We start from the raw sequence: 25,299 nt of genomic DNA on the forward strand, positions 1-25,299 counted from the left end.
CGACTTCCTGCGCGGAGCGCGGAGCATTGGAGGCCGGGCGGGTCAGGGGTTGTAGAGACCGCCGGCCTCGCCGGGGTCGCCGGCGTAGTTGTGGTTCTGAGGACGGCCCTGGTTCCGCGTCCCGGGCCTGTTGGTCTCGACGAAGCGGCAGGCCGCGAAGTGCACGTCGCCCATGCCGGGCCGCAGGATGTCGCTCAGCAGCACGTCGCCGTCGAAGACGATCGAGCGGCCCGCGAGTTGGGGGTCGATCAGCGTGGCGACGTTGATGACGGTTGCGGCCGGCGTCCCCGGATCGAGTTCGACGTCGTACCCGCCGCCAACCGGGCTGGCGATCGCCGGGTTTCCCCGGATGGTGAGGCCGCTGGGGTAGGAGATGGTGTAGTTCTGCAGGCTCCGCCCGCCCACCACGGTGCGCGCGGCGCCACGCTCTTGCCCCTGTTCCACGCTGCCGCCCCGGTTGGCGCCGTTCTCCACCTGCCCGCCCAGGTCGTCGGGGAGGACCATCCCGTGCTGCGTGTAGAAGTGCACCCGCGTCCCCGCGGGCACCCGGAAGCTGCCGTTCGCGGCCTCCCAGGCGCCGTGACCGCTGAGGACGAGACCGTCCGTACGCGCGGGCGCGGTGTTGTCGGCCTCCCAGTCGTCGTCCGGGTTCTGGTGATTGATCATGGGCCGGTTCTGGTCGGACGCGCGCTGGATCCCGGTCGCGCGGAGCATCTGCACGACGGCCGCGTTGCCGTGGGTGCTCTGGAGACCGAGCAGCGACTGGGCGGCGGCCTGCGCCCGGTTCGGGTTCCTGGTCGTCGGCTCCGAAGTACGGGCCGGCGTGCGGGCCTTGCCGGCGGCGGCAGCCTTGGTCCTGTCGTGGGCGTGCATCGTCCCCCTCTCGACTCGAAAGCTCACTCTCCTGGATATCGGTGACGTCGACCCGGGCGCCAGGTCCCTACGGGCAGTGCCCGCTGCCTGAAGGCGCACCGCGCGGTGCCCTGCCGCGCCGAGACCTCGCGCGGAGGTCAGGCCGCGGGTATGCCCGCCGCGTAGAGGCCGGCCCGGCTGCCGCGGTAGGCGACGCCGCCGAAGGCCGTCAGCGAGAGCCCGGTGTACTCGGTGCCGAACTTGGCCGGATCGTCCTGCCATTGAAGCCGGCCGGTGGCGAGGTCGAGGGCGTGCAGCCGACCGTCGTTCAGCGCCACGTAGACCCGGCCGTCGGCGACGGCCATGGTGCTCATGCCCCGGCCCAGGCCGTCCGGCACCGAGGACGTCCACCGGCTGCGGCCCGTACCCGCCTCGACGGCGATGACCCGGTCGTTGTCGAGGAGGCAGAGCGTCCCGTCGGCGACCGGGGCGGGCTGGACAACGGGGTGGCCGAGGTCGTCACGCTGCCAGAGCACCCGACCGGTCGCCGCGTCCAGGGCGGAGACGGTCGAGGCCGAGACGGTCGAGGCGGCGCCGGCGGAAGCCGACAGGTAGAGGACGCCCTCGTGGACCACGGGCCGGTCGACGAGCGTGCCGACGGCGGGCTGCTCCCAGCGTCGCTCACAGGTCTTCGCGTCGAGGGCGGAGATCCCGCCCGCAGGGGCGGCAAGGTACACGGTGCCGCCCGCGACCGCCGGCCCGCAGGCGGCCTCCAGCGGGCCGGCCCACCGGGCCTCGCCGGTGGCCGCGTCGTAGGAGTGGACGCGGCCGTCGCAGATCACGAACACGTCCCCGCCGACGGTGGGGCCGTCCGTCCATCCGGACAGATAGCCCCTCGGCGCCGGCACGGTCCACCGGACGGCTCCGGACGCGGCGTCCAGGGCGTGGACGTGGGAGTCGGTGGTCACGCAGACCAGTCCGTCACCTGCGGCGATCGGCCAGCCGAAGCTGCTGTCGGCGGGGTTGCGCGAGGCGACCTCGGCACTCCAACGCGGGGCGCCGGTCCGCAGGTCGAGGGCCCTGACCGTGCCGTCGAAGTCCGCGACGTAGAGGTCGGACTGCGGGGTGGCCGACAGGGCGACCCGGCTGCCGGTGCCGGTCCGGCTCCAGACGCGGTGGCCGGTGTCGGCGTCCCGCCGCGCCCACCAGCCGATGCCCCCGACGGTGACGGCGGCCGCCGCCACGCCGGCGACGCCCAACAGCATGCGCCTGCGGCTGACGTGGGGGCGGACGGGATCGGTCTGCGATTCGTTCGAGGTCACACCGAAGGTGACCGTCTGCGCCTGCCACCGGTTCCACCGCGCGGGCGAGCTTCACAGAAGGCGCCGAAAAGGACGGCCAGGATGCGGCCGGGATTCTGAAGGCCCCGCGCAGGAAGTCGGCCGGGCCGACTTCCTGCGCGGGGGCTCAGGTCAGGTGCCTGGGGGTTCGCGGCTGGGTCATCCGATCAGGTTGCCGGGCTCGTCGAGCCACACGTGCTGTTCGCCGGTCGGCGTCATCGTCACGCCGAAGCGGGTGAGGTCCGGTTCGCCGTCGGCGAGCCATCGTCGGCGGGCGCGGACGATCTCGTCCCACAGGCGGCGGGGCCCGGCCTGCTGGACTGCGTCGGCGGCGCCCCAGTCGTGGTGGCGGACGGACGCCCAGGAGCCGGCGCCGTCGGAGAGCCGCATCCGATAGGTGCCGCCGGGGTCCGCGTCGTCCCAGGTGTGGTGATACCGAACGCCGGGCACCCGGAGGCCGATGGCGAACGCCACGTCCACGTTCTCCAGCGCCAGCTCCGGGTCGATCGGCGACGAGCCCCGGAGGATCGGCCGGCCGGTCGGTTCGGCCACCGGGTGGGGGCGCTGGCTGCGGACCCACATGAAGCTGGCGTTGTCCACGAACTTGCCCCGGGAGGGCTCCCCCGGCACGCCGACCACCACGCGCAGGAGTCCGGCGTTGGCGTAGGGCGTGCCCCAGGGGGTGACGATCACGCCGCCGGGGCGGGTCTGTTCGAGCCAGGCACGCGGCAGTCGGCGAACCGCCGCCGTGGAATGGATGCGATCGTAAGGCGCCCGGAGGGGCCGGCCTTCGAGGCCGTCGCCGGTCGAGCAACTGGGATGGAAGCCCGCTGCGGTGAGCCGTCGGACCGCTGCGGCGGCGACCGCTCGATCGACCTCGACGGTGGTCACGTGGACGTCACCGAGCCTGGCGGAGAGGAGCGCGCTCGTCCATCCCGTGCCGGTGCCGATGTCGAGCACGGTGTTCCCGTCGACCACGTCCAGGTGCCGGAGCATTCTCGCGACGAGGGAGGGCATGGAGGCCGAGGAGGTGGCGATGCCCGGCCCGGTATCGAGGCCGTCATCGATCTGGGTGACCACCACCTCGTCGGCGTTCACCAGCGCCCACCAGGAGTCCGGGTGGTCGGCCCGGGTGATCCGGCCGTAGCCGGTCGGGCTGTCGTCGTCCGGGGCCCAGACGGAGTCCGGGACGAAGGAAGAGCGCGGGGCACGCTCGAACGCGCCCCGCCACCCCTCGCCCAGCGCCCCCGCCGATTCCATCCGCGCCAGCAACTGTGCGTATTCATCCATCAGTTGGAGCTCACTTCTTCGACGGCTTCACGGGCTTGGTCCACTGGCCGTCGGACTCCTTCGGGGACTGCTTCTTGTCCCCGTCCTCGCCACCCTTGCCGTCTCCGTGCTCGCCCATTCCGGCTCCTCTCGATCGGTGCCGGTCACTCGGGTGCCGGCAAGGTCCTGTCCGACACGGTAGAGGCCCAACCATGCCGGTGTGAGCCGCATTTCTCCGCATTTCTCCTATGCGCGGCGAGGCTTCCGCACGTTGCTCAGGTGGCTGCCAGTGCCAGCGTCGAGCGCGCACGGGAGATCAGCCGGTGTGCCGCGGGGCCGTACACCGCAGCATCGTGCAGCTTTCCCCAGACCTTCCGGTACAGAGCGATGTCGGCGGGTTCGTCGAGCCACAGCTCAGCGTTCCACGTCTCGACGATCGCGAGCCTGTCGTCGTAGATCCAGAAGCCGTGCTTGGGAATGACCGCCACCGGAGCCCCGAGCGGAACGATCCCCACCTCAACCGAGTCGAGCCCCAGCAGGCCTCCCAGACGGTCGAGTTGAGCAGCCAGAACGTCGGGCGGACAGATCTGCACGTACAGCGCGGCCTCGGACATGATGAAGCGGAAGCGCTTCCCTCGCTGGTAGAGGGACTCCTGGCGCTTCAACCGGGCACATACTCCTTCCTCGATGTCACGTGGCCCGTCATCCAGATCGGTTGCGCGAGTCAGGACGTGGCGGGCGTATTCCGCGATCTGGAAAATGCCCGGGATGATGGCAGGTTCGTAGCCGGTGGTCACCGCCGCCTCCCGGCCGTGCCTGACTCCGGCTTCCTCGCGCACCCGGTGCCCGCCGACCAGCACCCGCTTCCATCCCCGATAGCGGTACTCCAGGCCTTGCAGCCTGCCCTTCAACTCGGCAGCGGTCTCGGGGCATCCCAGCGCTTCGGCCCACGCATGAAGATCCGCGGGAGTGGCCGTCTGCTTGCCGTTCTCCAGCTTCGAAATCTTCGACGCCGGCCAGCCCAGCCGTCCGGCGAGGTCGCGGCCGTTCACGCCCGCCTCGGTGCGCAACTCCCGTAGCCGCACACCGAGTGACAGCCGCGCCTGCTGAAAATCGGTGCTCACCACCCGGAGGCTACCTGCCGACCGAACTCGCACGTCGGTACCGCGAAGTGCCGTGCGGAATCGCAGGCTTGACATGAGGCAAGCACTGCGTAGGCGGCCGTGCGGTCGTGGAGGTGGCGGGCGCGGGTTTCGCAGAGGGCGCCGAGGAGGGAGGCCAGGAGGTTGAAGGTCAGGAGACCTAGCATCGGCGGCGGTCCCGCTCGCGCTTGTACTCGCGGAGGAGGGCGAGGAGGTTGATGAGGGTGCTGGCCGGGATGTTGCCGAGGGAGACGAGGGCGCGGCCGTTGAGGTCGGTCTCGCCGGGCTGGGCGGAGGGCCAGAGGATCCCGAACTCACGCCCCTCGGTGCGGAGTTCGACGATGAGTCCGGTGATCTGGCGGGCCGTGAGGTGGCGCAGCGCCGGATCGGCCGGATGGATGGGGTGGTGGGCGATCACGCGACACCGTCCAGCTCGAACCAAACGATTTTGCCCAGCTTCAGGGGGTCGACGCCCCACCGGTGGGTGAGGCCGGCGACCAGCTGGAGGCCCCGGCCGGACTCGGCGAGCGGGCACGGCGTTCGCTGCTCGGGGAGGGTGGAGGAGCGGTCCGCGACGGTGACGCGGAGAGTATTCGAGAGGAAGTGGATGAGGACGACGGGGGAGGTCGTCTCGCCGTGACGCCAGGCGTTGACGATCAGTTCGACGAGGGCGAGCTCGGCGTCCGCGATGGAGGAGGGCGACCAGCCGACGCGGGTCATGCCGTCGCGGAGGGTGTCGCGAGCGAGGGTGAGGGAGGGGGAGTTGAGGTTACGCACGATGTCTCCCAGTGACGGAGATGGGTGCTCTTCAGTGCCCGAGCGGCACTACCGACAATCCGCTCGGTGAGCGGTGCATCACAGACTGTAGGGCATGCGATAGCAAATTTGCTAGCGAAGCCAGGAAGATATGCCTATCTGCTCGCTGGACTCGTCACACACCGACGATGGATGCTGGGGAGATGCCACCTACCCCAACCGCACGCCGCAAGCGCGTCGGCATCGAGCTGCGAAAGATGCGAGAGGCCGCCGGACGCACGGCTGGCGACGCTGCCGCCGTTCTCGGACTGGACCGGAGCAAGGTCACGCTGATCGAGCAAGGCGCCTACCCGGTAAGCGCTGAACGGGTGCTTGCGCTCGCCGCCGAGTACGAGGAGGCCGACTCTGCGTACGTCGACGCCGTCGCTGAGATGGCCGCCGACCGCACCAAGGGGTGGTGGGAGGAGCACAGAGGGCTCGTCCCAGCAGGGATTCTTGAGATTTCCGAAGTTGAACACTATTCCAGCGCGTTGGTGACGTATCAGATCTGCCATGCGCCCGGTCTCATGCAGACCGAGGAGACAGCTCGCGCGATCTTCCGAGAGGTCTATCCTCCGCTGCGGCCACTGAACATCGAAGCGCGAGTCGAGAACCGGATGCGGCGAGCAGAGCTCCTGACACGCAGCGATCCGCTGGAATACGAAGCAATCGTGCACGAGGCCGCGCTGCGCATGGAGTTCGGGGGAACGACTGTCGCCAGAGAGCAGCTGAAGCAGTTGCTCGTGCTCTCGGAGGCCCCCAACGTGACGCTGCGCGTATTGGAGTTCAGGGCCGGCGGATTCAAGGGTGCGGGCCACGCCGTGCTGTATGCGAGCGGGCCGGCACCCCGCCTCGATACGGTCCAGCTTGACTCCGTAGGATCGCCAGCGTTCCTGACCGAGATGAACCAGCTGGAGAACTACCGGAACATCATCGGGGCGATGCGTGATCGCGCGCTCGATCCATCGGCCTCCCGTGACGTGATCTCCAGCATCATGAACAGCCTGTGAGGGATCCCGTGGAATGGCGAAAGCCCAGTGCCTGCGGCGACGGCAATAACTGCCCAGAGGTCGCCATCACCTCCGACGCCGTCTACGTCCGCAGCACTCTTCTACCCGACGCCATCGCCCAACTCACCCCCGCCGAATGGCGCGACCTCCTCTCCGCCATCCGCGCCGGCGAGTTCGACGTCTGATCCACAGCACCGGGCGGGCCGTTCGTCGAACGGCCCGCCCTCCGCACACCCAATCCTGGCCGTCCCCCTTGGGACCCTTCCGCCTCCACTGACCCAGCCGTCCGATAATCACAAGACGGCCTGATCCCGCCGTTCCCCCACCGCCCCCGAACAGACACCGGTTTGCCGCCGAGGAGGGCCGGGGTAGTGCCGAGGAGTTCGCACTCCCACGGACTCCAAGTCCGGTGCGGGCACTGATGCTTAGACATTGTGAAGGGATCGATATCCATGAACAGGACCCTCCGGAACGCCCTCGTGGCAGTCGCCGCCGCCGGCGCCCTCGGCGCTGCCGCCGCCGCTCCCGCCATGGCCGCAGGCACCGCGCAGGCCCAGCCGACGGCCCGGGTGCAGGCACAGCTCAGCAACCCGAAGACGGTCAAGGCCGACGACTTCAACAAGGCCCGCGACATCCTGATCAAGGCGGGCAGCAAGACCGCCGAGAAGACCCACCCGTCCCACGGCGTCAAGGACGTCCCCGTCTCCTACGGCACGAGCCTGCTCGCCGAGGCCCGCGACGAATTCCGCGCGACGGACAAGAACCTGCCCGAGAAGGACAAGCAGTCCGGCATGTCCCACGCCCACTACAAGGCCGTCCACGACGCGGCCAAGAAGATGGGCATCGACACCTGGTAGCCCCGCCGGTAGGCCCTCGCGCGGCCTCCCCGCCGCGCGAGGGCCTACCGCCCCCCTCGGCTCTACCGGCCTACCCGGGCGTCGGGTCCTGCCTGCTCGGCCGGCCGTCCGGGTCGACAGTGAACACCGCGGTCTCGGTCCCCTCCACCCCGGTCACCGCGATCCGGTCCGGCCCGGACCAGTCGACCCTGCCGAACTCGCCGCCACGGACGTCCCATTCGCCCAGTTCCCAGTGGCGGGCGGACCAGCCACTGCCGGTCAACAGCTCGACCCGGTAGATCGGGTCGATCGAGAAGGCGACATCGGTCACGGTCAGCACGCGGTCCGGGTGCTCCGGGTGGCTCTTCCGGCTGACGGGCTGCCCGTCGCGGTCGAGCAGCAGCGACAGGAGCACGGCCACCCCGGCGAGGAAGACGAGCGACACCAGGGCGGCCGCGCACCCGACCTGCGACCACCAGGTGCGGAACTCGAACTGGATCACCAGCGAGACCACGGCCAGCACGACGGTGGCGCCGAGCAGCGGCAGCGGGTGGTTGAGCCAGCGCTCGACCTCTACCAGCCCGCCTGAGAACGAGGCCTGATAGCCCGGCAGATAGACCAGGAACGCCGCCAGCGCCACACCTCTGAGCCACCACACGATCCGCTTGCGACGTGCCGCCGTCATGCGCCCCTCCCCAGGGTGAGCCTTTGCCCGGACTTTACTACCGGATGTCCGGCGGTTGGGGCTCCGGTCGGCTCCGGCCCAGGCCCTGGGCGTCTACCGGTGCCGGCCACGACTCAGGACCGGCCACGACGCCGGAAGGCCCGGGCGGACATCGCTGTCCTCCCGGGCCTCCCGCTACCGGCCGCACCCCCGTCACCGCCGGTAGAAGACGCTCCTCGACCAGAAGTAGCCGATCAGCGTCAGCCCGGTGCACCACGCCAGCGCGCTCCAGGCGCTGTTGCCGATCGGGGTGCCCATCAGCAGCCCCCGCAGGGTCTCGATGATCGGCGTGAACGGCTGGTACTCGGCGAACCACCGCAGGGCGGTCGGCATCGAGTCGGGCGGGACGATCGCGCTGCCGATGAAGGGCAGGAACTGTATCGGCATCGGCAGGTTGCTGGCGCTCTCCACCGTCTTGGCGACCAGCCCGATGCCCGCCGATATCCAGGTCAGCGCGACGGTGACGAACAGCAGCAGTCCGACGGCCGCCAGCCATTCCACCAGCCCGGCGTTGGGCCGGAAGCCCATCGCGAGCGCCGCGCCGACCACCAGGACCAGGCCGAGCATGGTCTGTATCACGCTGCCGACCACGTGCCCGGCCAGGAAGGCCGAGCGTGAGATCGCCATCGTGCGGAAGCGGTTGACGATGCCTTCCGTCATGTCGACGCAGACCCCGATCGCCGTGACCAGCGACCCCGAGGCGGCCGCCATCAGCAGGATGCCGGGCGTCACGTAGTCGATGTAGCTGCCGCCGCCGATGCCCGCGCCGAGCGCGCCGCCGAAGGCGTAGTTGAACAGCAGCAGCATCATCACCGGCATGATCACGACCGCGAAGGTCAGCGACGGATACCTCAGCGCGTGCTTGAGGTTGCGCCGCAGCATGGTCAGCGAGTCACTGACCGCGTAGCTCACCGAAGCGCTCATCGGGCGCCCTCCCCGGTCAGTGTGAGGAACACGTCGTCCAGATCGGCCGTCTCCACGACCAGCGACTCGGCCTGGACCGAGGCGTTGTCGAGCGCGTCCAGCACCGCCTTCACGGTGACCACGGAGTTGTCCCCCGGGATGTCCAGTCGCAGCGCCTCGGTGTCGACCGCGGCGTAGTCGAACAGCCCGGCGGCAGCACCCAGTTGGGCGGCATCCGCGAACTGGAGCCGGATCCGCCCACCGGGGACGATCCGCTTCAGCTCGTCCGCCGTGCCCTCGGCGACGATCCGCCCGCCGTCCAGGACGGCGATCCGGTCGGCGAGTTCGTCGGCCTCCTCCAGGTACTGGGTGGTGAGGAAGATCGTCACCCCGTGGTCGGCGACCAGCCCCCGGATGATCTCCCACATCGTCCGCCGGCTGCGCGGGTCCAGCCCGGTGGTCGGCTCGTCGAGGAAGATCACCTGCGGATCGCCGACCAGCGTCATCGCCAGGTCGAGCTTGCGCCGCATGCCGCCGGAGAAGGTGACGACCGGCTTGCGCGCCGCCTCCGTGAGGTCGAACCGCCGCAGCAGATCCTCGGCCCGCCTCCGCCCCTCCCGACGGGGGAGGTGGTTGAGGTCCGCCATCAGCAGCAGGTTCTCCTCGGCGGTGAGCAGGTTGTCCACCGCCGAGAACTGGCCGGTGACGCCGATCGCCGCCCGCACCCCGGAGGCCTGCTCGACCACGTCGTGCCCGGCCACCCGGGCCACCCCGCCGTCGGCCGGGACCAGGGTGGAGAGGATCTGCACGGTGGTGGTCTTGCCGGCGCCGTTCGGCCCGAGCAGAGCGAACACGCTGCCCGCCGGGATCTCCAGGTCGATGCCTTTCAGCACGGCCTTGTCGCCGTAGGACTTGGTCAGTCCGACTGCCGAGATCGCCGCCATCACGCCCTCCGGATCACGACGTCGCCGAGCTGGGTGCGGCCGCGGACCTCGACGGTCTCCCGGGCGTCGCCCGGGCCCTGCGCCGCGCCGAGGGCGTTGCGCACGGTGCCGACCTTGCTGTGCACGTCGAGCCAGGCCGCCGTGCCCTCCGCGATGCCGACCTCCAAGTCCCCCAGGGAGGTCTGCATGGTGACCTGGCCGCGCACCACCCGGCCGATCCGGATCGGGCCGTGCGCCGTCTTGGCGTCCACCCCCGCGTGGGCGGTGCCGACCTCGATCCGGCCGAAGGAGGAGCTCGCCTTGAGCGCCCCGTGGACCTCGCGGACCTCCGTGTCGCCGTTGCTGTTCTTGACCGTCAGCGCGCCCCCGACCGTGCCGACCGCGACCCGGCCGAGCCCGGAGACCTCCGCGTCCCCGTCGACCGAGTCGACCCGGACCTCCCCGTGGTCGGTCTTGAGCCGCGCGCTCGCGGCCTGCTCGACCTGGATCCGGCCGAGCGAGGTCTTCAGCCGGCAGTCGCCGAGCGGGCCTTCGGCGACGAAGGTGGCCATCGGGGCGTCGGCGTTGATCTCCGAGCCCGCCGGCAGCTCGATCAGGATGTCGATCGAGCCGATCCGGCCGAACGGCGAGCGCTTCTTCGGGCCCTTGAGGGTGAACCGGCCGCCGGCGTAGTCGACCTGGGTCTGCTGGGCGGCCTTGACGTCGGCCTCCTCGGCGGGGTTGGCGGGCTTGACCTCGACCACGGTGTCGGTGCGCTTGCTCGCGCTGATCCGCACCGAGCCGATCTCGAATTCGAGGGTGACCGAGATCGGTCTGTCGGTCTCGTACGTAGGCATGGCTGTCCCGTCCTCTTGACTCTGATGGGTGTTCCCGCTGGTCGGAGCGGGGGTGACGTCGTTGCGGGTGGAGCGCGGATGGAGCGGGTCTAGCGGGCGGAGCGGGCGGAAGCGGGCGGAAGCGTCAGTGGACCCAGCCGGTGAAGCCCTGGCCGCCGCCGCGGCGCGGGCGAGCCGTCGGCTGGGGGGCCTGCGGCGCGGCCGGGCGGGCGGTCGGCTCGCCGGCCTCCAGCGCGCCGGCGACGGCCCGGACCAGCCAGGCGTTGAGGGAGAGGCCCTCCTGCCCGGCGGCCTCCTCGGCCCGGGCCTTGAGGTGGGCGGGCAGGCGCAGGTTGATCCGGGCCGTGCCCGTCTCGTCCGACTCCGGCACCACGGGCGGCGCCACTGGTGCCACCGACGCCACCATCGGCGCCATCGGTGGCACCACGGGCGGCGCATCGCCGTGGAAGGTGTCGGCGCCGGGCGGTACGGTGACGACGAACTCGGGATCGAGCCCGCGCAGCCGCACGTCCACCGAGCCGGGGGCGAGCTCGCGGGTCACTTCGCCCATCGCGGCCGAGAGCGCGTTGAGCAGGGTGAGCCGCACGGCCGAATCCAGCGGCAGCGTCAGCCGCTCGGCCAGCGCACGGGCTTCGTCCCCGCCCGTGCCCGCGGCCACCGCGAGCTCGTTCCGAAGGTTTTCGACGTACGGCGTGAGGTCCATGGCTTCAGCATGGCACAGCAGTGGTGCCATGTCGAGCCATTAGTGGCGCCACTTTGGCACCACCTCCGGGTGGGAACAGAGAACCGCCCCGCCGGCAGGTGCCGGCGGGGCGGTTCACGGGGCTCACGGGGCGTCCACCAGGGCGGACGCCGGGAATCAGGCCTTCCAGCCCGCCAGGTACGCGTCGATCTCGCCGGCCAGCCGCGCCTTGCCCGCCACGTCCAGGAAGGACGCCTCGACCGCGTTGCGCGCCAGCGCCGCCACCCCGGACTCGTCCAGGCCCAGCAGCCGCGCCGCGACGGCGTACTCGGTGTTGAGGTCGGTGCCGAACATCGGCGGGTCGTCGCTGTTGATCGTGACCAGCAGCCCGGCGTCCACCATCCGCTTGATCGGGTGCTCCTCGATCCGCTCCACCGCCCGGGTGGCGATGTTGGAGGTCGGGCAGACCTCCAGCGGGATCCGGTGCTCACCCAGGTGGTCCAGCAGCGCCGGGTCCTTCACCGACTGCGTGCCGTGCCCGATGCGCTCGGCGCCGAGCACCCGGATCGCGTCCCAGACCGTCTCCGGCCCGGTGGTCTCGCCCGCGTGCGGGACGCTGCGCAGGCCGGCCGCCCGCGCCCGGTCGAAGTAGGGCTTGAACTGCGGGCGCGGCACACCGATCTCCGGGCCGCCGAGGCCGAAGCTGACCAGGCCCTCGGGGGCCAGGTCGACGGCGAGCCGGGCGGTCTCCTCGGCGGCCTCCAGACCGGCCTCGCCGGGGATGTCGAAGCACCAGCGCAGTACGACCCCGAGCTCCTTCTCGGCGCGCAGCCGGGCGTCCTCGATCGCCTCCATGAAGGCGACGTCCGGGATGCCCCGCTTGACCGAGGAGTACGGGGTGATGGTCAGTTCGGCGTACCGGATGTTCTGGCGCGCCATGTCCTCGGCCACGCCGTAGGTGAGCGCGCGGACGTCCTCGGCGTCGCGGATCAGGTCCACGACGCTCAGGTAGACGTCGATGAAGTGCGCGAAGTCGGTGAAGGTGAAGTACTCGGCGAGCGCCGCCGGGTCGACCGGCACCTTCGACCGGCCGCGGTGGCGGGCCGCCAGCTCGGCGACGACGCGCGGCGAGGCCGAACCCACGTGGTGGACGTGCAGCTCCGCCTTGGGCATCCCGGCGATGAACGCCTCGATGCCCCCCTGGCCACTGGGGTTTCCGATCCGACTTCCGTCCGGCTGGACCACGGTGGTTCCCTACTTCCTCTACGCGCGTACCGACAGGTGCTGGCAAGGATAGGCCGCCCCGGGGTCAGCCTCCGAGGGCGGTCGCGACGGTGTGGATGAGCAGCCCGGCCATGGCGCCGACCACGGTGCCGTTGATCCGGATGAACTGCAGGTCGCGGCCCACGTTGGCCTCGATCTTGCGGGAGGCGTCGTCGGCGTCCCAGCCCGCCACCGTCTCGGAGATCAGCGAGGTGATCTCGGCGCGGTAGGTGTCGACCAGGTACTGGGCGGCGCCCTGGAGCCAGCCGTCCACCTTGGCCTGGAGCTTGGCGTCGGTGGCCAGGCGCGCGCCGAAGCTGCTCACGCCCTCACGGATGCGCCGGCGCAGTTCGCTGTCCTCGTCCTCGGCCGCGTTCACCACCAGGGTCCGGACGGCCGCCCAGGTGGAGGCGATCAGGTCCTGCACCTCGGGCCGGGCCAGCAGTTCCACCTTGGCCCGCTCCACCCGGGCGATGGTCTCCGGGTCGGTCTGCAGTTCGGTCGCGAAGTCGGCGAGGAAGTTGTCGATGGCACCGCGGGCCGGGTGGTCCGGGTCGTCCCGGATGTCGGTGACGAACCGCATCAGCTCCTTGTAGACCCGCTCGCCGACCTGGTGGTCGAGGAACTTGGGCGTCCAGCCCGGGGTCTTCTGGGTGACCCGCTGGACCACCTCCTCGTGGTTGGCGGTCAGCCAGCCGTGCGCCCGGACGGCCACCAGGTCGACCACGCCGTGGTGCCCGCCGTCCGCGACCACCTTGCCCAGCATCCGGCCCATCGGCTCGGCCACCGAGGTGGCCGCCGCACGCCTGGTCACCGCCTCGGCGACGACCGCCTGCACGTCGTCGTCCCGGAGCACCGCGAGCACCCCGCGCAGCGCCGCCGAGGCCTCCTTGGTGACCCGCTCGGCGCTGCCCGGCGCGGCCAGCCACTCCCCCAGCCGCCGGGCGATGCCCAGCGCCGCGAGGCGCCCGCGCACCACGCGGCCGGAGAGGAAGTTGTCGCCGACGAAGTCGCCGAGCGAGCGCCCGAAGGCGTCCTTCTTGGTCGGGATGATCGCGGTGTGCGGGATCGGCAGGCCGAACGGGCGGCGGAACAGCGCCGTCACCGCGAACCAGTCGGCCAGCGCGCCGACCATGCCCGCCTCGGCGGCCGCCGCCACGTACCCGGCCCAGGCGCCGGCGCCGACCGCCTTGGCCCAGGTGGCGAGGGCGAAGACCAGGCTCGCGAAGGCCAGCAGGCCGGTCGCGATGGTCTTCATCCGGCGGACGCCATGTCTCTTCTGCTCGTCGGCGGCGGTGAACCGGACCCCGGGGCCCGTACCGCTGAAGGCTTCGTCACTCACCCCGCCAGTCTGCCCGCTGCCCGGCGCGGGCGAGGGCGCGCCCCGCGATCACGCGCCTGGTTGCGCGCCCGGGCACGCCTCGCGCGCAGCTGGGCGCACGCCCCGTACCCGCCCCCTCACGCCGTGTGCGGTCCACCGTGCCCGCCGACGCGGCGCCCGCACGCCCGTCAGAGCCTGAAACCGCACCCCCTCGGGCTCCGCCCAGCACGATCACGCCCCGCCCAGCACGATCCGCCGCACCCCCTCGACCGCCCACGCCGCCGGATCCGTGCACCGCCGCCCGTCCAGCAGCACCCGCACCCCCGGCAGGTCCTCCGGCGCCAGCTCCCGGTACTCCGGGTGGTCCGCCTGGAGCACCGCCGCCACCACCGGCTCCCCGTCGTACGGGGGCAGCCCGAGCGCCGCCAGTTCCCCGCCCCGGTACAGCGGATCGCTGACGTACGGCCGCGCCCCCGCCGCCCGCACCGCCTCGACCAGCGGGAACACCCCGGAGTACGCCGTCTCCTTGACCCCGCCCCGGTACGCCGCCCCGAGCACCAGCACGCCCTGCCCGGCGATCCCGCCCGCCAGCGCGCCGTCCAGCACCCCGACCGCGTACCCGGGCATCTCCAGGTTGGCCTCCCGGGCGGCCCGCACGACCGTCGCGCCCGGGTCGTTCCACAGGTACAGCCGCGGGTACACCGGGATGCAGTGCCCGCCGACCGCGATGCCGGGCCGGTGCAGGTGGCTGTACGGCTGCGAGTTGCACGCGTCGGCGATCTCCGCGAAGTCCACCCCGACCCGGTCGGCGTACCGGGCGAACTGGTTGGCCAGCGCGATGTTGACGTCCCGGTAGGTGGTCTCGGCGAGCTTGGCGAACTCCGCCGCCTCCACCGAGGCCAGCTCCCAGACGCCGTTGGGCCGGGGCAGGTCGGGACGCGGGTCGAAGTCCAGCGCGGCCCGGTAGAACTCGGCGCCGCGCCGGGTCGAGGCCGCGTCCACGCCGCCGACCAGCTTGGGGTAGCGCCGCAGGTCGGCGAAGACCCGCCCGGTGCGGACCCGCTCCGGGCTGAACACCAGCGCGAAGTCCGCCCCGGCGGCCAGCCCGGAGCCGGCCGCCAGCCGGGGCGCCCAGCGGCCCCGGGTGACGCCGACCGGCAGGGTGGTCTCGTAGCTGACCAGGGTGCCCCGGCGCAGCCCGGCGGCGACGGCGTCGGTGGCCGCGTCGAGCAGGCCGAAGTCCGGGGTGCCGTCGGCGGCGGTGACCAGCGGGACGACCAGCACCACGGCCTCGGCGGCGGCGACGGCGGCCGTGGTGTCGGTGGTGGCCCGCAGCCGCCCCTCGGCGACCACCTGCTTCAGGGCCTCGTCCAAACCCGCCTCCCGGGGGAACGGCGGCACGCCCTGGTTGACGCTGCGGACGACCCCGGGAGCGATGTCCGCCCCCGTCACCCGGTGACCCTTCAGCGCGAACTGCACGGCCAGCGGCAGGCCCAGCTTGCCCAGCCCGACCACGCACACGTCCATCGTCCGGCTCATCCCCGCACCCCGTTCATCCCCGCACCCCGTTCATCCTCGTGTCCCCTTTCCTCCGGGGCCCCCAGCCTCCGGCGGCCCCGGCCTCCGGGGCCCCCGCTCACCCCCGGCCCCCGTTCACCGTGTTGGCGAGCCGGCGCCACACCGGGTAGCGCCGCAGCCCGCGCCGCAGCTGGGCCGGCACGGCGCCGCGCCACAGCTGCTGGGCCAGGTTGAGCGGCGGGACCTCCGGCGGCAGCCGCACCGGCTCCTCGCCCAGCAGGAACAGCTCGTCCGGCAGCCCCAGCCGGGCGTCCCGGAACGCCGGGTAGCCCGCGTAGTGCCGCCGACCGTCGACGACCACCGGCGGGTCGCCGTGCGCGGCCTCGTACCGGATCAGGTCCCGCAGCGCCTCCGGCCGGACGGCGGCGGCGAGTTCGAGCCGCAGCCGCTCGGCGACGGGCAGCCGCGGGTAGACCGCGCGGGCGTCGAAGCGCTCGATCAGCCGGCCGACCTCGGCGCAGACCTGCTCCTGGACGGCGTCGTCGAGCAGCAGGAAGTCGTCCTGGAGCAGCCGCGGCACGTCCCAGGCGAAGCTGCGGGCCCGGATCGCGTCCAACTCCCCGCCGGGCGCGGCCAGATCGGCGGCGACCTGCTGCAACGCCGCGATCCCGCGCAGCCGGTCCAGCACCCCGGCCCGCTGGGTGACGTTGCCCAAGTCCTCGCGCAGCACCAGGAAGTAGCAGTCGTAGTCGGCGAGGACGGACACCCGGGCCGCCCGCAGGCAGGCCTCCAGGGTGAACGGCTGGTCCGAGAAGACCTTCAGCTCCTCGTCGCGGCGCAGCCCGTGGCGCCGGACGAGGTCCATCCGGAACAGCTTGGTGTCGGACAGCGCCCAGGCCAGCGCCGAGTCGGTGAAACCGACGGACTCGGCGTTGGCGTGGAAGATCCCCTGCGGCACCAGCCGCCCGTTCACCCCGACCTGCTTGGGCACCAGCACGTCCGAACCCCAGGCGTCGGCCGCCGTGACCAGCCGCTCCAGCGCCTCGGCGCCGAGCCAGTCGTCCGCGCCGAGGAACAGCACGTAGCGGCCGCGGGCCAGTGCCAGGCCCCGGTTCGTGGGGGCCGCCGGGCCGCCCGAGTTGGGCTGGTGCACCACCCGGAACAGCCCGGGGTGGCGGGCGGCGTAGTCGTCCAGGACGGCCTCGCCGCCGTCCGTGGAGCCGTCGTCGACGACCACCACCTCCAGCCGCCCGGGCGCCAGGGTCTGCCCGACCAGCGAGTCCAGGCAGGCGGTGAGGTAGGGCATGGTGTTGTAGACCGCGACCACCACGGTCACATCGGGTCCGGTCATCGAGAAGCGCTGCCCTCCGGTGTGCTGTTCGCCGAGCGATGCAACGTCAACTCGGCTGCCCGCCGGGGAGTCACGTGCCCTCCCCGGACGGGTGACAGCGCCCGAACGGACGTTTCAGGGCGTCCAAGGCGTCCAAGGCGTCCAGGCCGTCCCGGCCGTCCCGGCCGTCCAGGAGGCTCAGCCGATCGCCGCCTCCGTGTACATCCGCGCGATCACGTCCTCGATCGCCGGCTCGCGCACCGACAGGTCCACCAGCGGATAGCGCGCGGCCACCGCCGCCACGATCGGCGCGGCGCTCTGCTGCGCCGGGAAGGCCAGCCACTGCCGGGGCCCCTCGACCTTCACCACCCGGGCCCCGTCCACCTCGATCTCGGGCCTGGCCTCGGCCAGGTCGACCACCAGGGTGCGCTCGCTGCGCCCGGTGGCGTGCAGGCCGTCCAGCCCGCCGTCGTAGACGACCCGGCCGTGGTCGATCACCATCACCCGGCCGCAGAGCTGCTCGATGTCGGTCAGGTCGTGCGTGGTGAGCAGCACGGTGGTGCCCCGGTCCCGGTTCACCTCGCGCAGGAACTCGCGCACCTTCCCCTTGCTGACCACGTCCAGGCCGATGGTCGGCTCGTCCAGGTAGAGCACCTGCGGGTCGTGCAGCAGTGCCGCCGCGAGGTCGCCGCGCATCCGCTGGCCGAGCGAGAGCTGGCGGACGGGGGTGTCCAGCAGTCCTTCCAGGTCGAGCAGTTCGACGCAGCGGGCGAGGTTCTCGCGATATCGGCGGTCGGGGATGCGGTAGATCCGGCGGGCGAGTTCGAAGGAGTCGCGGAGCGGGAGGTCCCACCAGAGCGTGGTGCGCTGGCCGAAGACGACGCCGATCCGGCGGGCCAGCGCGACGCGTTCGCGGGCCGGGTCCGCTCCGGCGACGCGCAGCCGCCCGCCGCTGGGCACGAGGATGCCGGTGAGCATCTTGATGGTGGTCGACTTGCCGGCGCCGTTGGGGCCGATGTAGCCGACGCACTCGCCGGCCTCGACGGTGAAGCTCAGCCCGTCCACCGCGCGCACCTCGCGCCTGACCCGGCTGAAGCGGCCGGTGCGGACCCGCACGGTGAAGGTGCGGCGGACGTCCTCGAGTTCGATCAGTGCCATGGGGGTTCCTTGCGTAGGAGGGGGGTTCGGCTGCCGGTGCCTCGGTAGCTTCAGCTGCCGGTGCCGCGGTAGGCGCGCAGCCCGGCCCGCCAGGCGAGCCCGGCGGCGGCGACGCAGAGCGCGGCGGCGAGCGGGGAGGCGTACTGGAAGGCGGTGGGCAGGCCGAGCGGGTCGGGCCGGCCGAGGACGTGCAGGGCGGGCAGCCAGTTGACGAAGGCCAGCGGGACGCCGAAGACGACGCCGGCCACCAGTTCCTTGGCGAAGATGGTCGGCGGGTAGTGCAGCAGGGTCGCGCCGCCGTAGGTGAAGGAGTTCTGGATCTCCTTGGACTCGCCCCACCAGAACTGCACGGTCGCGCCGCCGACGTAGATCGCACCGAAGATGACGCTGCCGCAGACCAGCAGGGCGGGCACCAGCAGCACGCGGTCCCAGGTCCAGTGGACGTCCAGGGTGGCCAGTGACCAGGCGAGCACCGCCAGGGCCTGGATGGGGCGGCCGAGCCGGCGCAGCGAGAAGCGTTCGGCGCACAGTTGGGCGAGCGCGGGCGCGGGCCGGATCAGCATGGTGTCCAGCGACCCGTTGACGATCCGCACGCCGAGGCCCTCGACCGAGCCGACCAGCAGGTTGGCCACGCCGAGGGCGAAGGTCGCGGTGCCGTAGAGGAAGGCGATCTCCGGCAGTCGCCAGCCGCCCAGCTGGTCGGTGTGCCGGAACATCAGCACCAGGACGACGAAGTCCAGCGAGTGCGTGGCCAGGCTGGCCACCAGGTTCAGGGCGAAGGAGGCCCGGTAGGCCATCATCGAGCGCATCCACATCCGGGCGCACAGCCACCAGGAGCGGACCGCCCACGCGGTGCGGGGCACGATCGGCTCAGCCACCCTGCACCACCACCTTGCGGGTCGCCAGCCACTGGGCGCCCCGGCCCGCGGCGAGCAGGGCGACGGCCCAGGCGAGTTGGAAGCCGAGCGCGCCGAGCAGGCCGGTGCCGGTCGAGCGCTCCAGGAAGACGTCGGTCGGCACCTTCACCAGCGCCGCCCAGGGCAGCACCGCGGCGAGGTCGCCGAGCAGGCCGGGGAAGAGCACGATCGGCAGCAGCATCCCGGAGAAGAACATCGAGACCACCAGCATCACCGAGCGCACCCCGTCCGAGTCGTGCAGCCAGAAGCCGGTGATCGAGACCAGGAAGCGCAGCCCGAAGCTGACCACCAGCGCGAGCAGCACCGAGAGCAGGAAGACCGCCCAGGTCAGCGGCTGCTCGGGCATCCGGGTGCGGAACACCAGGGCGCCGACCAGCAGCGGCACGGTGCCGCGGACCAGCAGTTGGAAGGCGGCCCGGCCGAGGTCGGTGGCCAGCCACCAGCCCTGGAAGTCGACCGGGCGGTAGAGGTCGACGGCGATGTCCCCGCTGCGGAAGCGGTCCTGGAGGTCGTCCTGGAAGCCGCCGCCCCACACCGCGACGGTGACCAGCAGGGCCTGGCTGACCCAGATGTAGGTGACAGCCTGGCTCTGGTCGTAGCCGCCGAGGCTGGGGCGGGCCTGCCAGAGGGCGAGGAAGGAGGAGGCCAGGATGATGCCGAAGACGGTGTTGGTGAAGGTGCCGGCCACGGTGGCGGCCCGGTAGGTGGAGTAGCGGCGGAAGGCGCCGCGGGCGACGGCCGCGTAGAGCCCGAGGACGGGGAGCGGCCCGGTGGGATCAGGAGGGCGTGCGGTCCGCGTCTCCGGGGGCGCGAGATTCAGCATATTGTCTCCTTGTCGACAAATACGGGCAGGTGGATGCCCGCCGACGTCCGCGCACACCCCAGCGGCTCCGACCGGCCGCACCCGGGGGTACCGGGCCGAACGCGCGGAGCTGACGGAACTGGGTGCGCTATGCGAGTGCGCCACGTGAGGCGCTACCTGGTTTGCACCTTTCACCGTAGCGCCGAGGACCAGCCGCCGCACCCGGTTTCCCCGAGCACGCCAACCCCCCGACCAACCCCTGATCGGCCATCAAATAGCACATAATCGCGGCATGACCTTGAGCACCCGACGCCAGGCCAAACGAGCCGCCCGCCGCGCGGCCCGCCGAGCCCTCCCCCGCTGGCGCCGGCTCCTGCCCACCTGGCGCATCACGCTCGGCGCCCTCACCGCCGCGCTCCTGCTCACCGTCGGCGCCTTCGCCGTGCTCTACGTCATCGTCCCGGTGCCCGATCCCAACGCCCACGCCGTCGCCCAGAACAACATCTACCTCTACGCCGACGACACCACCGAGATCGCCCGCACCGGCGCCGTCAACCGCACCGACGTCACCATCGACCAGATCCCCCCGCAGACCCAGCACGCCGTCGTCTCCGCCGAGGACCGCACCTTCTACCGCAACCGCGGCATCGACCTCAAAGGCATGCTCCGGGCCGGCTGGAACACCCTCACCGGCAAGGGCACGCAGGGCGGCTCCACCATCACCCAGCAGTACGTCAAGAACTACTACCTGACGCAGGACAAGACCATCGAACGCAAGGGCCGCGAACTCTTCATCGCCCTCAAGGTCGACCAACAGCGCGACAAGCCCGAGATCCTCGCCGGCTACCTCAACAGCAGCTACTTCGGCCGCGGCGCCTACGGCATCCAGAGCGCCGCCCACGCCTACTACGGCGTCGACGTCTCCGCCCTCACCCTCGCCCAGGGCGCCTACCTCGCCTCCCTCCTCCAGGCGCCCAGCAGCTACGACGTCAAGACCGCCACCCCCGCCAACCGCGAGAAGGCCATCGCCCGCTGGCACTACACCCTCGACGGCATGGTCCAACTCGGCTTCCTCACCGATGCCGAACGCACCGCCACCACCTTCCCCGAACCGATCGACCCCCAGCCCGCCACCGGCCTCTCCGGCCAGGCCGGCTACCTCGTCGGCGTCGCCGACGACTACCTCGTCTCCGCCGGCATCATCGACACCGCCACCCTCAAGGCCGGCGGCTGGCGCATCACCACCACCTTCGACAAGCCCAAGCAGGACGCCTTCCACAAGGCCGTCCAGGACGAACTCACCGACGAACTCGACCCCCAGCGCCGCCCCGCCACCGACACCGACGTCCGGGTCGCCGGCGCCTCCGTCGAAGCCGCCACCGGCCGCGTCGTCGCCATCTACGGCGGCCCCGACTACGCCAAACAGCCCTACAACGACGCCCTGCGCCAGGACAACCAGATCGGCTCCACCTTCAAACCCGTCGACCTCGCCGCCGGCCTCATCGCCCAGCACACCCTCGACGGCCGGCAGATCACCCCCGACACCCGCTACGACGGCACCAGCGAACGCCCCGTCACCGGCGGCCCCACCCCCTACGCGCCACCCAACGAGGACGACGTCGACTACGGCAACATCACCCTGCGCTACGCCATGGTGAAGTCCGTCAACTCCGTGTACGCGCAGGAGGGCGTCGACGCCGGCCTCGCCCGCGTCCGCGACACCGCCGTCAAACTCGGCATCCCCGACAGCGTCCGCGGCATGGACCCGGCCAACACCTCGATGACCCTCGGCACCGCCACCCCCAGCGCCCTCGACCTGGCCGGCGCCTACGCCACCCTCGCCAACCACGGCCAGGCGAACGCCCCGTGGTCCGTCCTCAAACTCGCACGCGTCCACACCGGCGGCGCCGTCGACGCCCCCAAGATGCCCGACCACACCCCCGTCGACGCCATCGACCGGCCCTACGCCGACACCGTCACCGACGTCCTGCGCGACGTCATCGGCCCCCGCGGCACCGGCGCCGCCGCCCTCGACCTCGGCCGCCCCGCCGCCGGCAAGACCGGCACCACCGACTCCAACCTCTCCGCCTGGTTCGCCGGCTACACCCCCGAACTCGCCACCACCGTCGGCCTGTTCCGCGAGAACCCGAAGACCCACGCCAAGGAACCACTGGCCGGCACCGCCGGACTCGCCCGGATCAACGGCGGCACCTTCCCCACCCGGATCTGGACCGCCTACATGAGCGCCGCCCTCGACGGCACCGCCACCCAGCAGTTCGACCTCCAGACCGGCCGCGACACCCCCGCCCCCGGCTTCAGCCCCAGCAGCAGCGCCACCACCACCCCCAGCCCCACCGCCACCACCCCCACCACCGGCGGCGGCAACAGCGAGGAACCCCCCAGCAGCACCCCCGTGCCCGACACCCCCACCCACGCCCCCAGCGCGCCCGCCCCGCAGCCCACCACCACCCAGGAACAGCCCAGCCCGCAGGCACCCCAGCCCACCGCCACCCAGGAGCAGTCCAGCCCCACCCCCCGACCCACCCAGACCCGGCCCACCCACCCGACCACGCCACCCAGCACCACCGGCGCCGCCACCAACCCGGCGACGAGCGCGACACCACCGGCCCAGCGAGCCACCCCGCCCGCCCAGTGAGCAACCCTCCGAGCGGTGAACCACCCCCCGAGCGGTGAACCACCCCGCCGGCCGGTGAACTACCCCGCCACCAACTCCCGCTCCAACGGCGACCGGAACCGCGGCGTCACCCGCACATCCCCCAACCAGCCCGCCAGGCGCGCCGCCTCCGCCGCGATCGCCGCCCCGGCCTCCGCCCCCACATCACCGAACAGCCGCCACACCACCTCACCGTCCGGCCGCTGCGCCCAGCCGCCCACCACCCGGCCGCACCACCACACCGTCGGCCCGGCGTTGCCCGCCCGGTCGAACAGCGCCGGCACGTCCTCCGGCCGCAGGTACCAGTCCCGCCCCCGCCAGCCCATCACCGTCGGATCCAGCCCCGGCAGCAGCGCCGCCCACGGCTCCGGCTCCGCCACCGGCCCGGCGTCCCCCGGCAGCACCAGCGCCGCCGCCCCGCCCGCCAGCTCCACGTCCTCGGCGCCCACGTCCGCCAGCGCCCGGCGGGTGTCCCCCAGCGTCCAGCCCGTCCACCACTTCACGTCCTCGACGGTCGCCGGGCCGTACCCGGCCAGCCAGCGCCGCACCACCTCCGCCTTCGCCTCCCGCACCGGCGCCTCCGGCCACTGCGGCACCGGCGCCCACGGATAGACGTTGCTCAGCCACGACCCGCGCGGGCGGCCCCGCCGCACGTGCCCGTCCGCGGCCAGCAGCCGCAGCAGCCGACTGCCCACGCTCTGCCGGTTCTCGTACGGCTTGCCCGCCGACATCAGCATCGTCTCGCGCAACTCCGGCACGTCGTCGCCGAGTTCCTTCGTCGTCGCCTCGCCGCGCCGGGCCACGGCGGCCAGCACCGCGCGCTCCGCCCCGGCCAGCCGCGCCTCGTCCCAGCCGTCCGCGTGGTCCCGCAGGTGCTTGAGCAGCGTCGCCCGCTCCCTCGCCGCGATCGCCCGCGCCGTCGACGAACTCACGTGCGGCGCGAAGCCCTCCGTCACCGCGAACAGCGTCCGCCGCATCGACAGCAGCTTCACCAGCGTGACGTCCTCGTACAGCGCCCGGTCCACCTCCGCCACCGACGGCTCCACCAGCCGCGCGCACGCCGACAGGTACACCGTCGCCGGGTCCGACGCGTGCAGCCCCACCAGCGCGTCCGCCACCTGCTCCACCCGCGCCACCCGCACCGACGGCGCCAGCAACTGCCGCCGCCCCACCCGGGCCCGCCGCTCACCCTCGCCGATCACCGGCACACGCCTCGTCATGCCCGGACCCTAGCCCCCACCACCGACAGGCCCGGACGCAAGGAGCCGGCCGGGGCACCGCCCCGACCGGCTCACGCCACGTCCGTGCTCAGAGGTTCAGAGGTAGAGCCCGGTCGAGCCCTCCGTGTCGCCGAAGCGGGTCGCCGCCACCGCGTGCAGGTCACGCTCGCGCAGCAGCACGTAGGTGGCGCCGCGGACCTCGACCTCCAGCTTGTCCTCCGGGTCGTACAGCACCCGGTCGCCCGGCTCCACCGAGCGGACGCTCTGGCCCACCGCGACGGCCTCCGCCCAGGTGCAGCGCTTGGACAGCTCCGCGGTCGCGGGGATCAGGATGCCGCCGGTCGAGCGGCGCTCGCCCTCGCTGCCCTCGATCCGCACCAGCACGCGGTCGTGCAGCATCCGGATCGGCAGCTTCTCGCCCAGCCGGTCGTGCCGCGCCGCCTCGTACTCGGGTGCGGCGGAGGAGGCCTGCGGGGTCGGTTCGTCGTTCGTACTCACGATCCCGAAGGTACCGCCCCCGGGCGCGCGGCGTGACGCTGGCCCGGCATGCGGGAAGCCGCGGCGCCCGCGGGGCCGGACACGCACCCGGGCCCGGGCACACCCCCCAGAGCCGGGCGCACCTCCCGGGCCCGGGCACACCGAAGGCCGGACGCCTCCCGCGCCCGGCCCTCACCCCGTGCCCGTTCAGCCCTTGCGGCGCTTCCGGGCGGAAGCCACCAGCAGCAGCACGCCCACGCCGACCAGCGCGGCCGGGACGATCCGCTCCGTGCGCGGCTGCCCCTTCTCGTCCACGAACTGCGCCCGCACCTTCTCCACCACGCCGTTGGCGGCCACGTACGCCCGGCCGGCCTTCTCCTCGACGGCGGCCACGGCCTTCGCCTTCACCTGGGCGCTGATCGTGCTCGGGTGGACGCGCACGGCCAGCTCGTCCAGGGTGGCCGCCAGCTGGGTGCGGGTCCGGGAGATGTCCGCCTCGATCTGGGCGGTCGTCCGCGCCGACTTGTCCTTCGTGCTCGCCTCGCCCACTCGGGCCACCCCATTCACTTGCTGATGTTGTCCTGTGCGACTGACCCAGTCTGTCAGTTGCCGAGCAGGGCCGCGCGACCCCACCCACCATCGGGGGTAAGTTTGCCGTGCTATGACCGCCCGCCCCAGCAACAGGAGATTTACCCGTGAGTGAGCGTCTCCAGCCCGGCGACACCGCGCCCGCCTTCAGCCTGTCCGACGCCGACGGCAACCAGGTGTCCCTCGCCGACCACCTGGGCCGCAAGGTCATCGTCTACTTCTACCCGGCCGCGCTCACCCCCGGCTGCACCAAGCAGGCCTGCGACTTCACCGACAACCTGGAGGTCCTCGCCGGCGCCGGCTACGACGTCATCGGCATCTCCCCGGACAAGCCGGAGAAGCTCGGCAAGTTCCGCGAGGCCGAGAACCTCAAGGTCACCCTGGTGTCCGACCCGGACCACCAGGTGCTGGAGGCCTACGGCGCCTACGGCGAGAAGCAGAACTACGGCCGCACCTACGTCGGCGTGATCCGCTCCACCGTGATCGTGGACGAGCAGGGCAAGGTCGAGCGCGCACTGTACAACGTGAAGGCCACCGGGCACGTCGCCAAGCTGCTGCGCGACCTCAAGGTCGAGACGGCCTGACGCTCGAAGGCCTGGCGCTCGACGGCCCGGCACCTCGCTCTCCCGGCACCTCGCTGAACGAAGCGGTGGCGGCACACCCCCCGACCGGGTGCACCGCCACCGCCGTCTCTCACC

General features: G+C 72.2%; 26 protein-coding genes. 5 read left to right on the top strand and 21 right to left on the bottom strand.

Annotated features, from left to right (window positions below; genetic code table 11):
- Window positions 1-42: 42 nt before the first annotated feature.
- From AB0O82_RS15015 to AB0O82_RS15040, 6 genes are all read right to left on the bottom strand, one after another.
- Window positions 43-873 carry a putative adhesin gene (locus AB0O82_RS15015; protein ID WP_363583700.1) on the bottom strand — a complete coding sequence of 277 codons (831 nt, stop codon included), beginning with the start codon at window positions 871-873 and terminating at the stop codon, window positions 43-45.
- Between the two features lie 137 nt (window positions 874-1,010).
- Window positions 1,011-2,174 (bottom strand): PQQ-binding-like beta-propeller repeat protein, encoded by a 1,164-nt coding sequence (locus AB0O82_RS15020; RefSeq protein WP_363583702.1) that lies wholly within the window; start codon window positions 2,172-2,174, stop codon window positions 1,011-1,013.
- Window positions 2,175-2,351: 177 nt separating this feature from the next.
- A complete protein-coding gene (locus tag AB0O82_RS15025; RefSeq protein ID WP_363583704.1) occupies window positions 2,352-3,482 on the bottom strand; it encodes a methyltransferase domain-containing protein in 1,131 nt (376 codons plus the stop codon).
- A 254-nt stretch (window positions 3,483-3,736) separates the two neighbouring features.
- On the bottom strand, window positions 3,737-4,585 hold the full coding sequence (locus AB0O82_RS15030) for a helix-turn-helix transcriptional regulator (protein WP_363583706.1): 849 nt from the start codon (window positions 4,583-4,585) through the stop codon (window positions 3,737-3,739).
- Between the two features lie 178 nt (window positions 4,586-4,763).
- Window positions 4,764-5,021: a hypothetical protein gene (locus AB0O82_RS15035; RefSeq protein WP_350881245.1), complete on the bottom strand. Its 258-nt coding sequence runs from the start codon at window positions 5,019-5,021 to the stop codon at window positions 4,764-4,766.
- Window positions 5,018-5,380 carry an ATP-binding protein gene (locus AB0O82_RS15040; protein WP_363583708.1) on the bottom strand — a complete coding sequence of 121 codons (363 nt, stop codon included), beginning with the start codon at window positions 5,378-5,380 and terminating at the stop codon, window positions 5,018-5,020. The genes AB0O82_RS15035 and AB0O82_RS15040 overlap by 4 nt, the downstream gene beginning before the upstream one ends.
- A 167-nt stretch (window positions 5,381-5,547) precedes the next feature.
- Here AB0O82_RS15040 and AB0O82_RS15045 point away from each other — a divergent pair, with 167 nt between their 5' ends.
- From AB0O82_RS15045 to AB0O82_RS15055, 3 genes are all read left to right on the top strand, one after another.
- Window positions 5,548-6,408, top strand: a complete 861-nt coding sequence (locus AB0O82_RS15045; protein WP_363583710.1) for a helix-turn-helix transcriptional regulator — start codon at window positions 5,548-5,550, stop codon at window positions 6,406-6,408.
- An 8-nt stretch (window positions 6,409-6,416) separates the two neighbouring features.
- Window positions 6,417-6,593 (top strand): DUF397 domain-containing protein, encoded by a 177-nt coding sequence (locus tag AB0O82_RS15050; protein ID WP_363583712.1) that lies wholly within the window; start codon window positions 6,417-6,419, stop codon window positions 6,591-6,593.
- A 267-nt stretch (window positions 6,594-6,860) separates the two neighbouring features.
- Window positions 6,861-7,265, top strand: coding sequence for a hypothetical protein (locus AB0O82_RS15055; protein WP_363583714.1), 405 nt, complete (start codon window positions 6,861-6,863; stop codon window positions 7,263-7,265).
- A 70-nt stretch (window positions 7,266-7,335) separates the two neighbouring features.
- Here AB0O82_RS15055 and AB0O82_RS15060 read toward each other — a convergent pair whose 3' ends face one another.
- The 12 genes from AB0O82_RS15060 to AB0O82_RS15115 all read right to left on the bottom strand — a co-directional run bounded on the left by AB0O82_RS15060 (window position 7,336) and on the right by AB0O82_RS15115 (window position 19,663).
- A complete protein-coding gene (locus tag AB0O82_RS15060) occupies window positions 7,336-7,929 on the bottom strand; it encodes a hypothetical protein (RefSeq protein ID WP_350881235.1) in 594 nt (197 codons plus the stop codon).
- Window positions 7,930-8,121: 192 nt separating this feature from the next.
- Window positions 8,122-8,892 (bottom strand): ABC transporter permease, encoded by a 771-nt coding sequence (locus AB0O82_RS15065; protein ID WP_363583716.1) that lies wholly within the window; start codon window positions 8,890-8,892, stop codon window positions 8,122-8,124.
- Entirely contained in the window at window positions 8,889-9,815 is a 927-nt protein-coding gene (locus AB0O82_RS15070) for an ATP-binding cassette domain-containing protein (RefSeq protein ID WP_363583718.1), read from the bottom strand. Before AB0O82_RS15070 ends, AB0O82_RS15065 begins: the two co-directional genes overlap by 4 nt.
- Window positions 9,815-10,651 (bottom strand): DUF4097 family beta strand repeat-containing protein, encoded by an 837-nt coding sequence (locus AB0O82_RS15075; protein ID WP_363583720.1) that lies wholly within the window; start codon window positions 10,649-10,651, stop codon window positions 9,815-9,817. The genes AB0O82_RS15070 and AB0O82_RS15075 overlap by 1 nt, the downstream gene beginning before the upstream one ends.
- A gap of 124 nt (window positions 10,652-10,775) precedes the next feature.
- On the bottom strand, window positions 10,776-11,354 hold the full coding sequence (locus tag AB0O82_RS15080; protein ID WP_363583722.1) for a YlcI/YnfO family protein: 579 nt from the start codon (window positions 11,352-11,354) through the stop codon (window positions 10,776-10,778).
- 156 nt (window positions 11,355-11,510) lie between these two features.
- The gene (locus tag AB0O82_RS15085) at window positions 11,511-12,578 is read right to left on the bottom strand and encodes an adenosine deaminase (RefSeq protein ID WP_363583724.1); all 1,068 of its coding nucleotides are present in this window, start codon (window positions 12,576-12,578) and stop codon (window positions 11,511-11,513) included.
- Between the two features lie 64 nt (window positions 12,579-12,642).
- Entirely contained in the window at window positions 12,643-13,938 is a 1,296-nt protein-coding gene (locus AB0O82_RS15090) for a DUF445 domain-containing protein (RefSeq protein ID WP_363583726.1), read from the bottom strand.
- Between the two features lie 210 nt (window positions 13,939-14,148).
- The gene (locus AB0O82_RS15095; protein ID WP_363583767.1) at window positions 14,149-15,444 is read right to left on the bottom strand and encodes a nucleotide sugar dehydrogenase; all 1,296 of its coding nucleotides are present in this window, start codon (window positions 15,442-15,444) and stop codon (window positions 14,149-14,151) included.
- Window positions 15,445-15,553: 109 nt separating this feature from the next.
- Complete coding sequence (locus tag AB0O82_RS15100; RefSeq protein WP_363583728.1) at window positions 15,554-16,786, bottom strand: glycosyltransferase; 1,233 nt, start codon at window positions 16,784-16,786, stop codon at window positions 15,554-15,556.
- A gap of 177 nt (window positions 16,787-16,963) precedes the next feature.
- A complete protein-coding gene (locus AB0O82_RS15105; RefSeq protein ID WP_363583730.1) occupies window positions 16,964-17,923 on the bottom strand; it encodes an ATP-binding cassette domain-containing protein in 960 nt (319 codons plus the stop codon).
- Between the two features lie 50 nt (window positions 17,924-17,973).
- Window positions 17,974-18,801, bottom strand: a complete 828-nt coding sequence (locus tag AB0O82_RS15110) for an ABC-2 family transporter protein (RefSeq protein WP_363583732.1) — start codon at window positions 18,799-18,801, stop codon at window positions 17,974-17,976.
- A complete protein-coding gene (locus tag AB0O82_RS15115; protein ID WP_363583734.1) occupies window positions 18,794-19,663 on the bottom strand; it encodes an ABC-2 family transporter protein in 870 nt (289 codons plus the stop codon). Before AB0O82_RS15115 ends, AB0O82_RS15110 begins: the two co-directional genes overlap by 8 nt.
- A gap of 271 nt (window positions 19,664-19,934) precedes the next feature.
- Between AB0O82_RS15115 and AB0O82_RS15120 the strand changes: the two genes are divergently transcribed.
- A complete protein-coding gene (locus tag AB0O82_RS15120; RefSeq protein ID WP_363583736.1) occupies window positions 19,935-22,298 on the top strand; it encodes a transglycosylase domain-containing protein in 2,364 nt (787 codons plus the stop codon).
- Between the two features lie 59 nt (window positions 22,299-22,357).
- Here AB0O82_RS15120 and AB0O82_RS15125 read toward each other — a convergent pair whose 3' ends face one another.
- The 3 genes from AB0O82_RS15125 to AB0O82_RS15135 all read right to left on the bottom strand — a co-directional run bounded on the left by AB0O82_RS15125 (window position 22,358) and on the right by AB0O82_RS15135 (window position 24,562).
- Window positions 22,358-23,536 (bottom strand): winged helix DNA-binding domain-containing protein, encoded by a 1,179-nt coding sequence (locus AB0O82_RS15125; RefSeq protein WP_363583738.1) that lies wholly within the window; start codon window positions 23,534-23,536, stop codon window positions 22,358-22,360.
- A gap of 96 nt (window positions 23,537-23,632) precedes the next feature.
- Window positions 23,633-23,935 (bottom strand): co-chaperone GroES, encoded by a 303-nt coding sequence (locus AB0O82_RS15130; RefSeq protein ID WP_079136310.1) that lies wholly within the window; start codon window positions 23,933-23,935, stop codon window positions 23,633-23,635.
- Between the two features lie 285 nt (window positions 23,936-24,220).
- On the bottom strand, window positions 24,221-24,562 hold the full coding sequence (locus tag AB0O82_RS15135) for a DUF3618 domain-containing protein (RefSeq protein ID WP_063349226.1): 342 nt from the start codon (window positions 24,560-24,562) through the stop codon (window positions 24,221-24,223).
- A 146-nt stretch (window positions 24,563-24,708) separates the two neighbouring features.
- Here AB0O82_RS15135 and bcp point away from each other — a divergent pair, with 146 nt between their 5' ends.
- Entirely contained in the window at window positions 24,709-25,185 is a 477-nt protein-coding gene (gene bcp / locus AB0O82_RS15140; RefSeq protein ID WP_363583740.1) for a thioredoxin-dependent thiol peroxidase, read from the top strand.
- Window positions 25,186-25,299 lie beyond the last annotated feature (114 nt).

Source organism: Kitasatospora sp. NPDC088264 (genome assembly GCF_040685715.1).
Lineage (GTDB): Bacteria > Actinomycetota > Actinomycetes > Streptomycetales > Streptomycetaceae > Kitasatospora.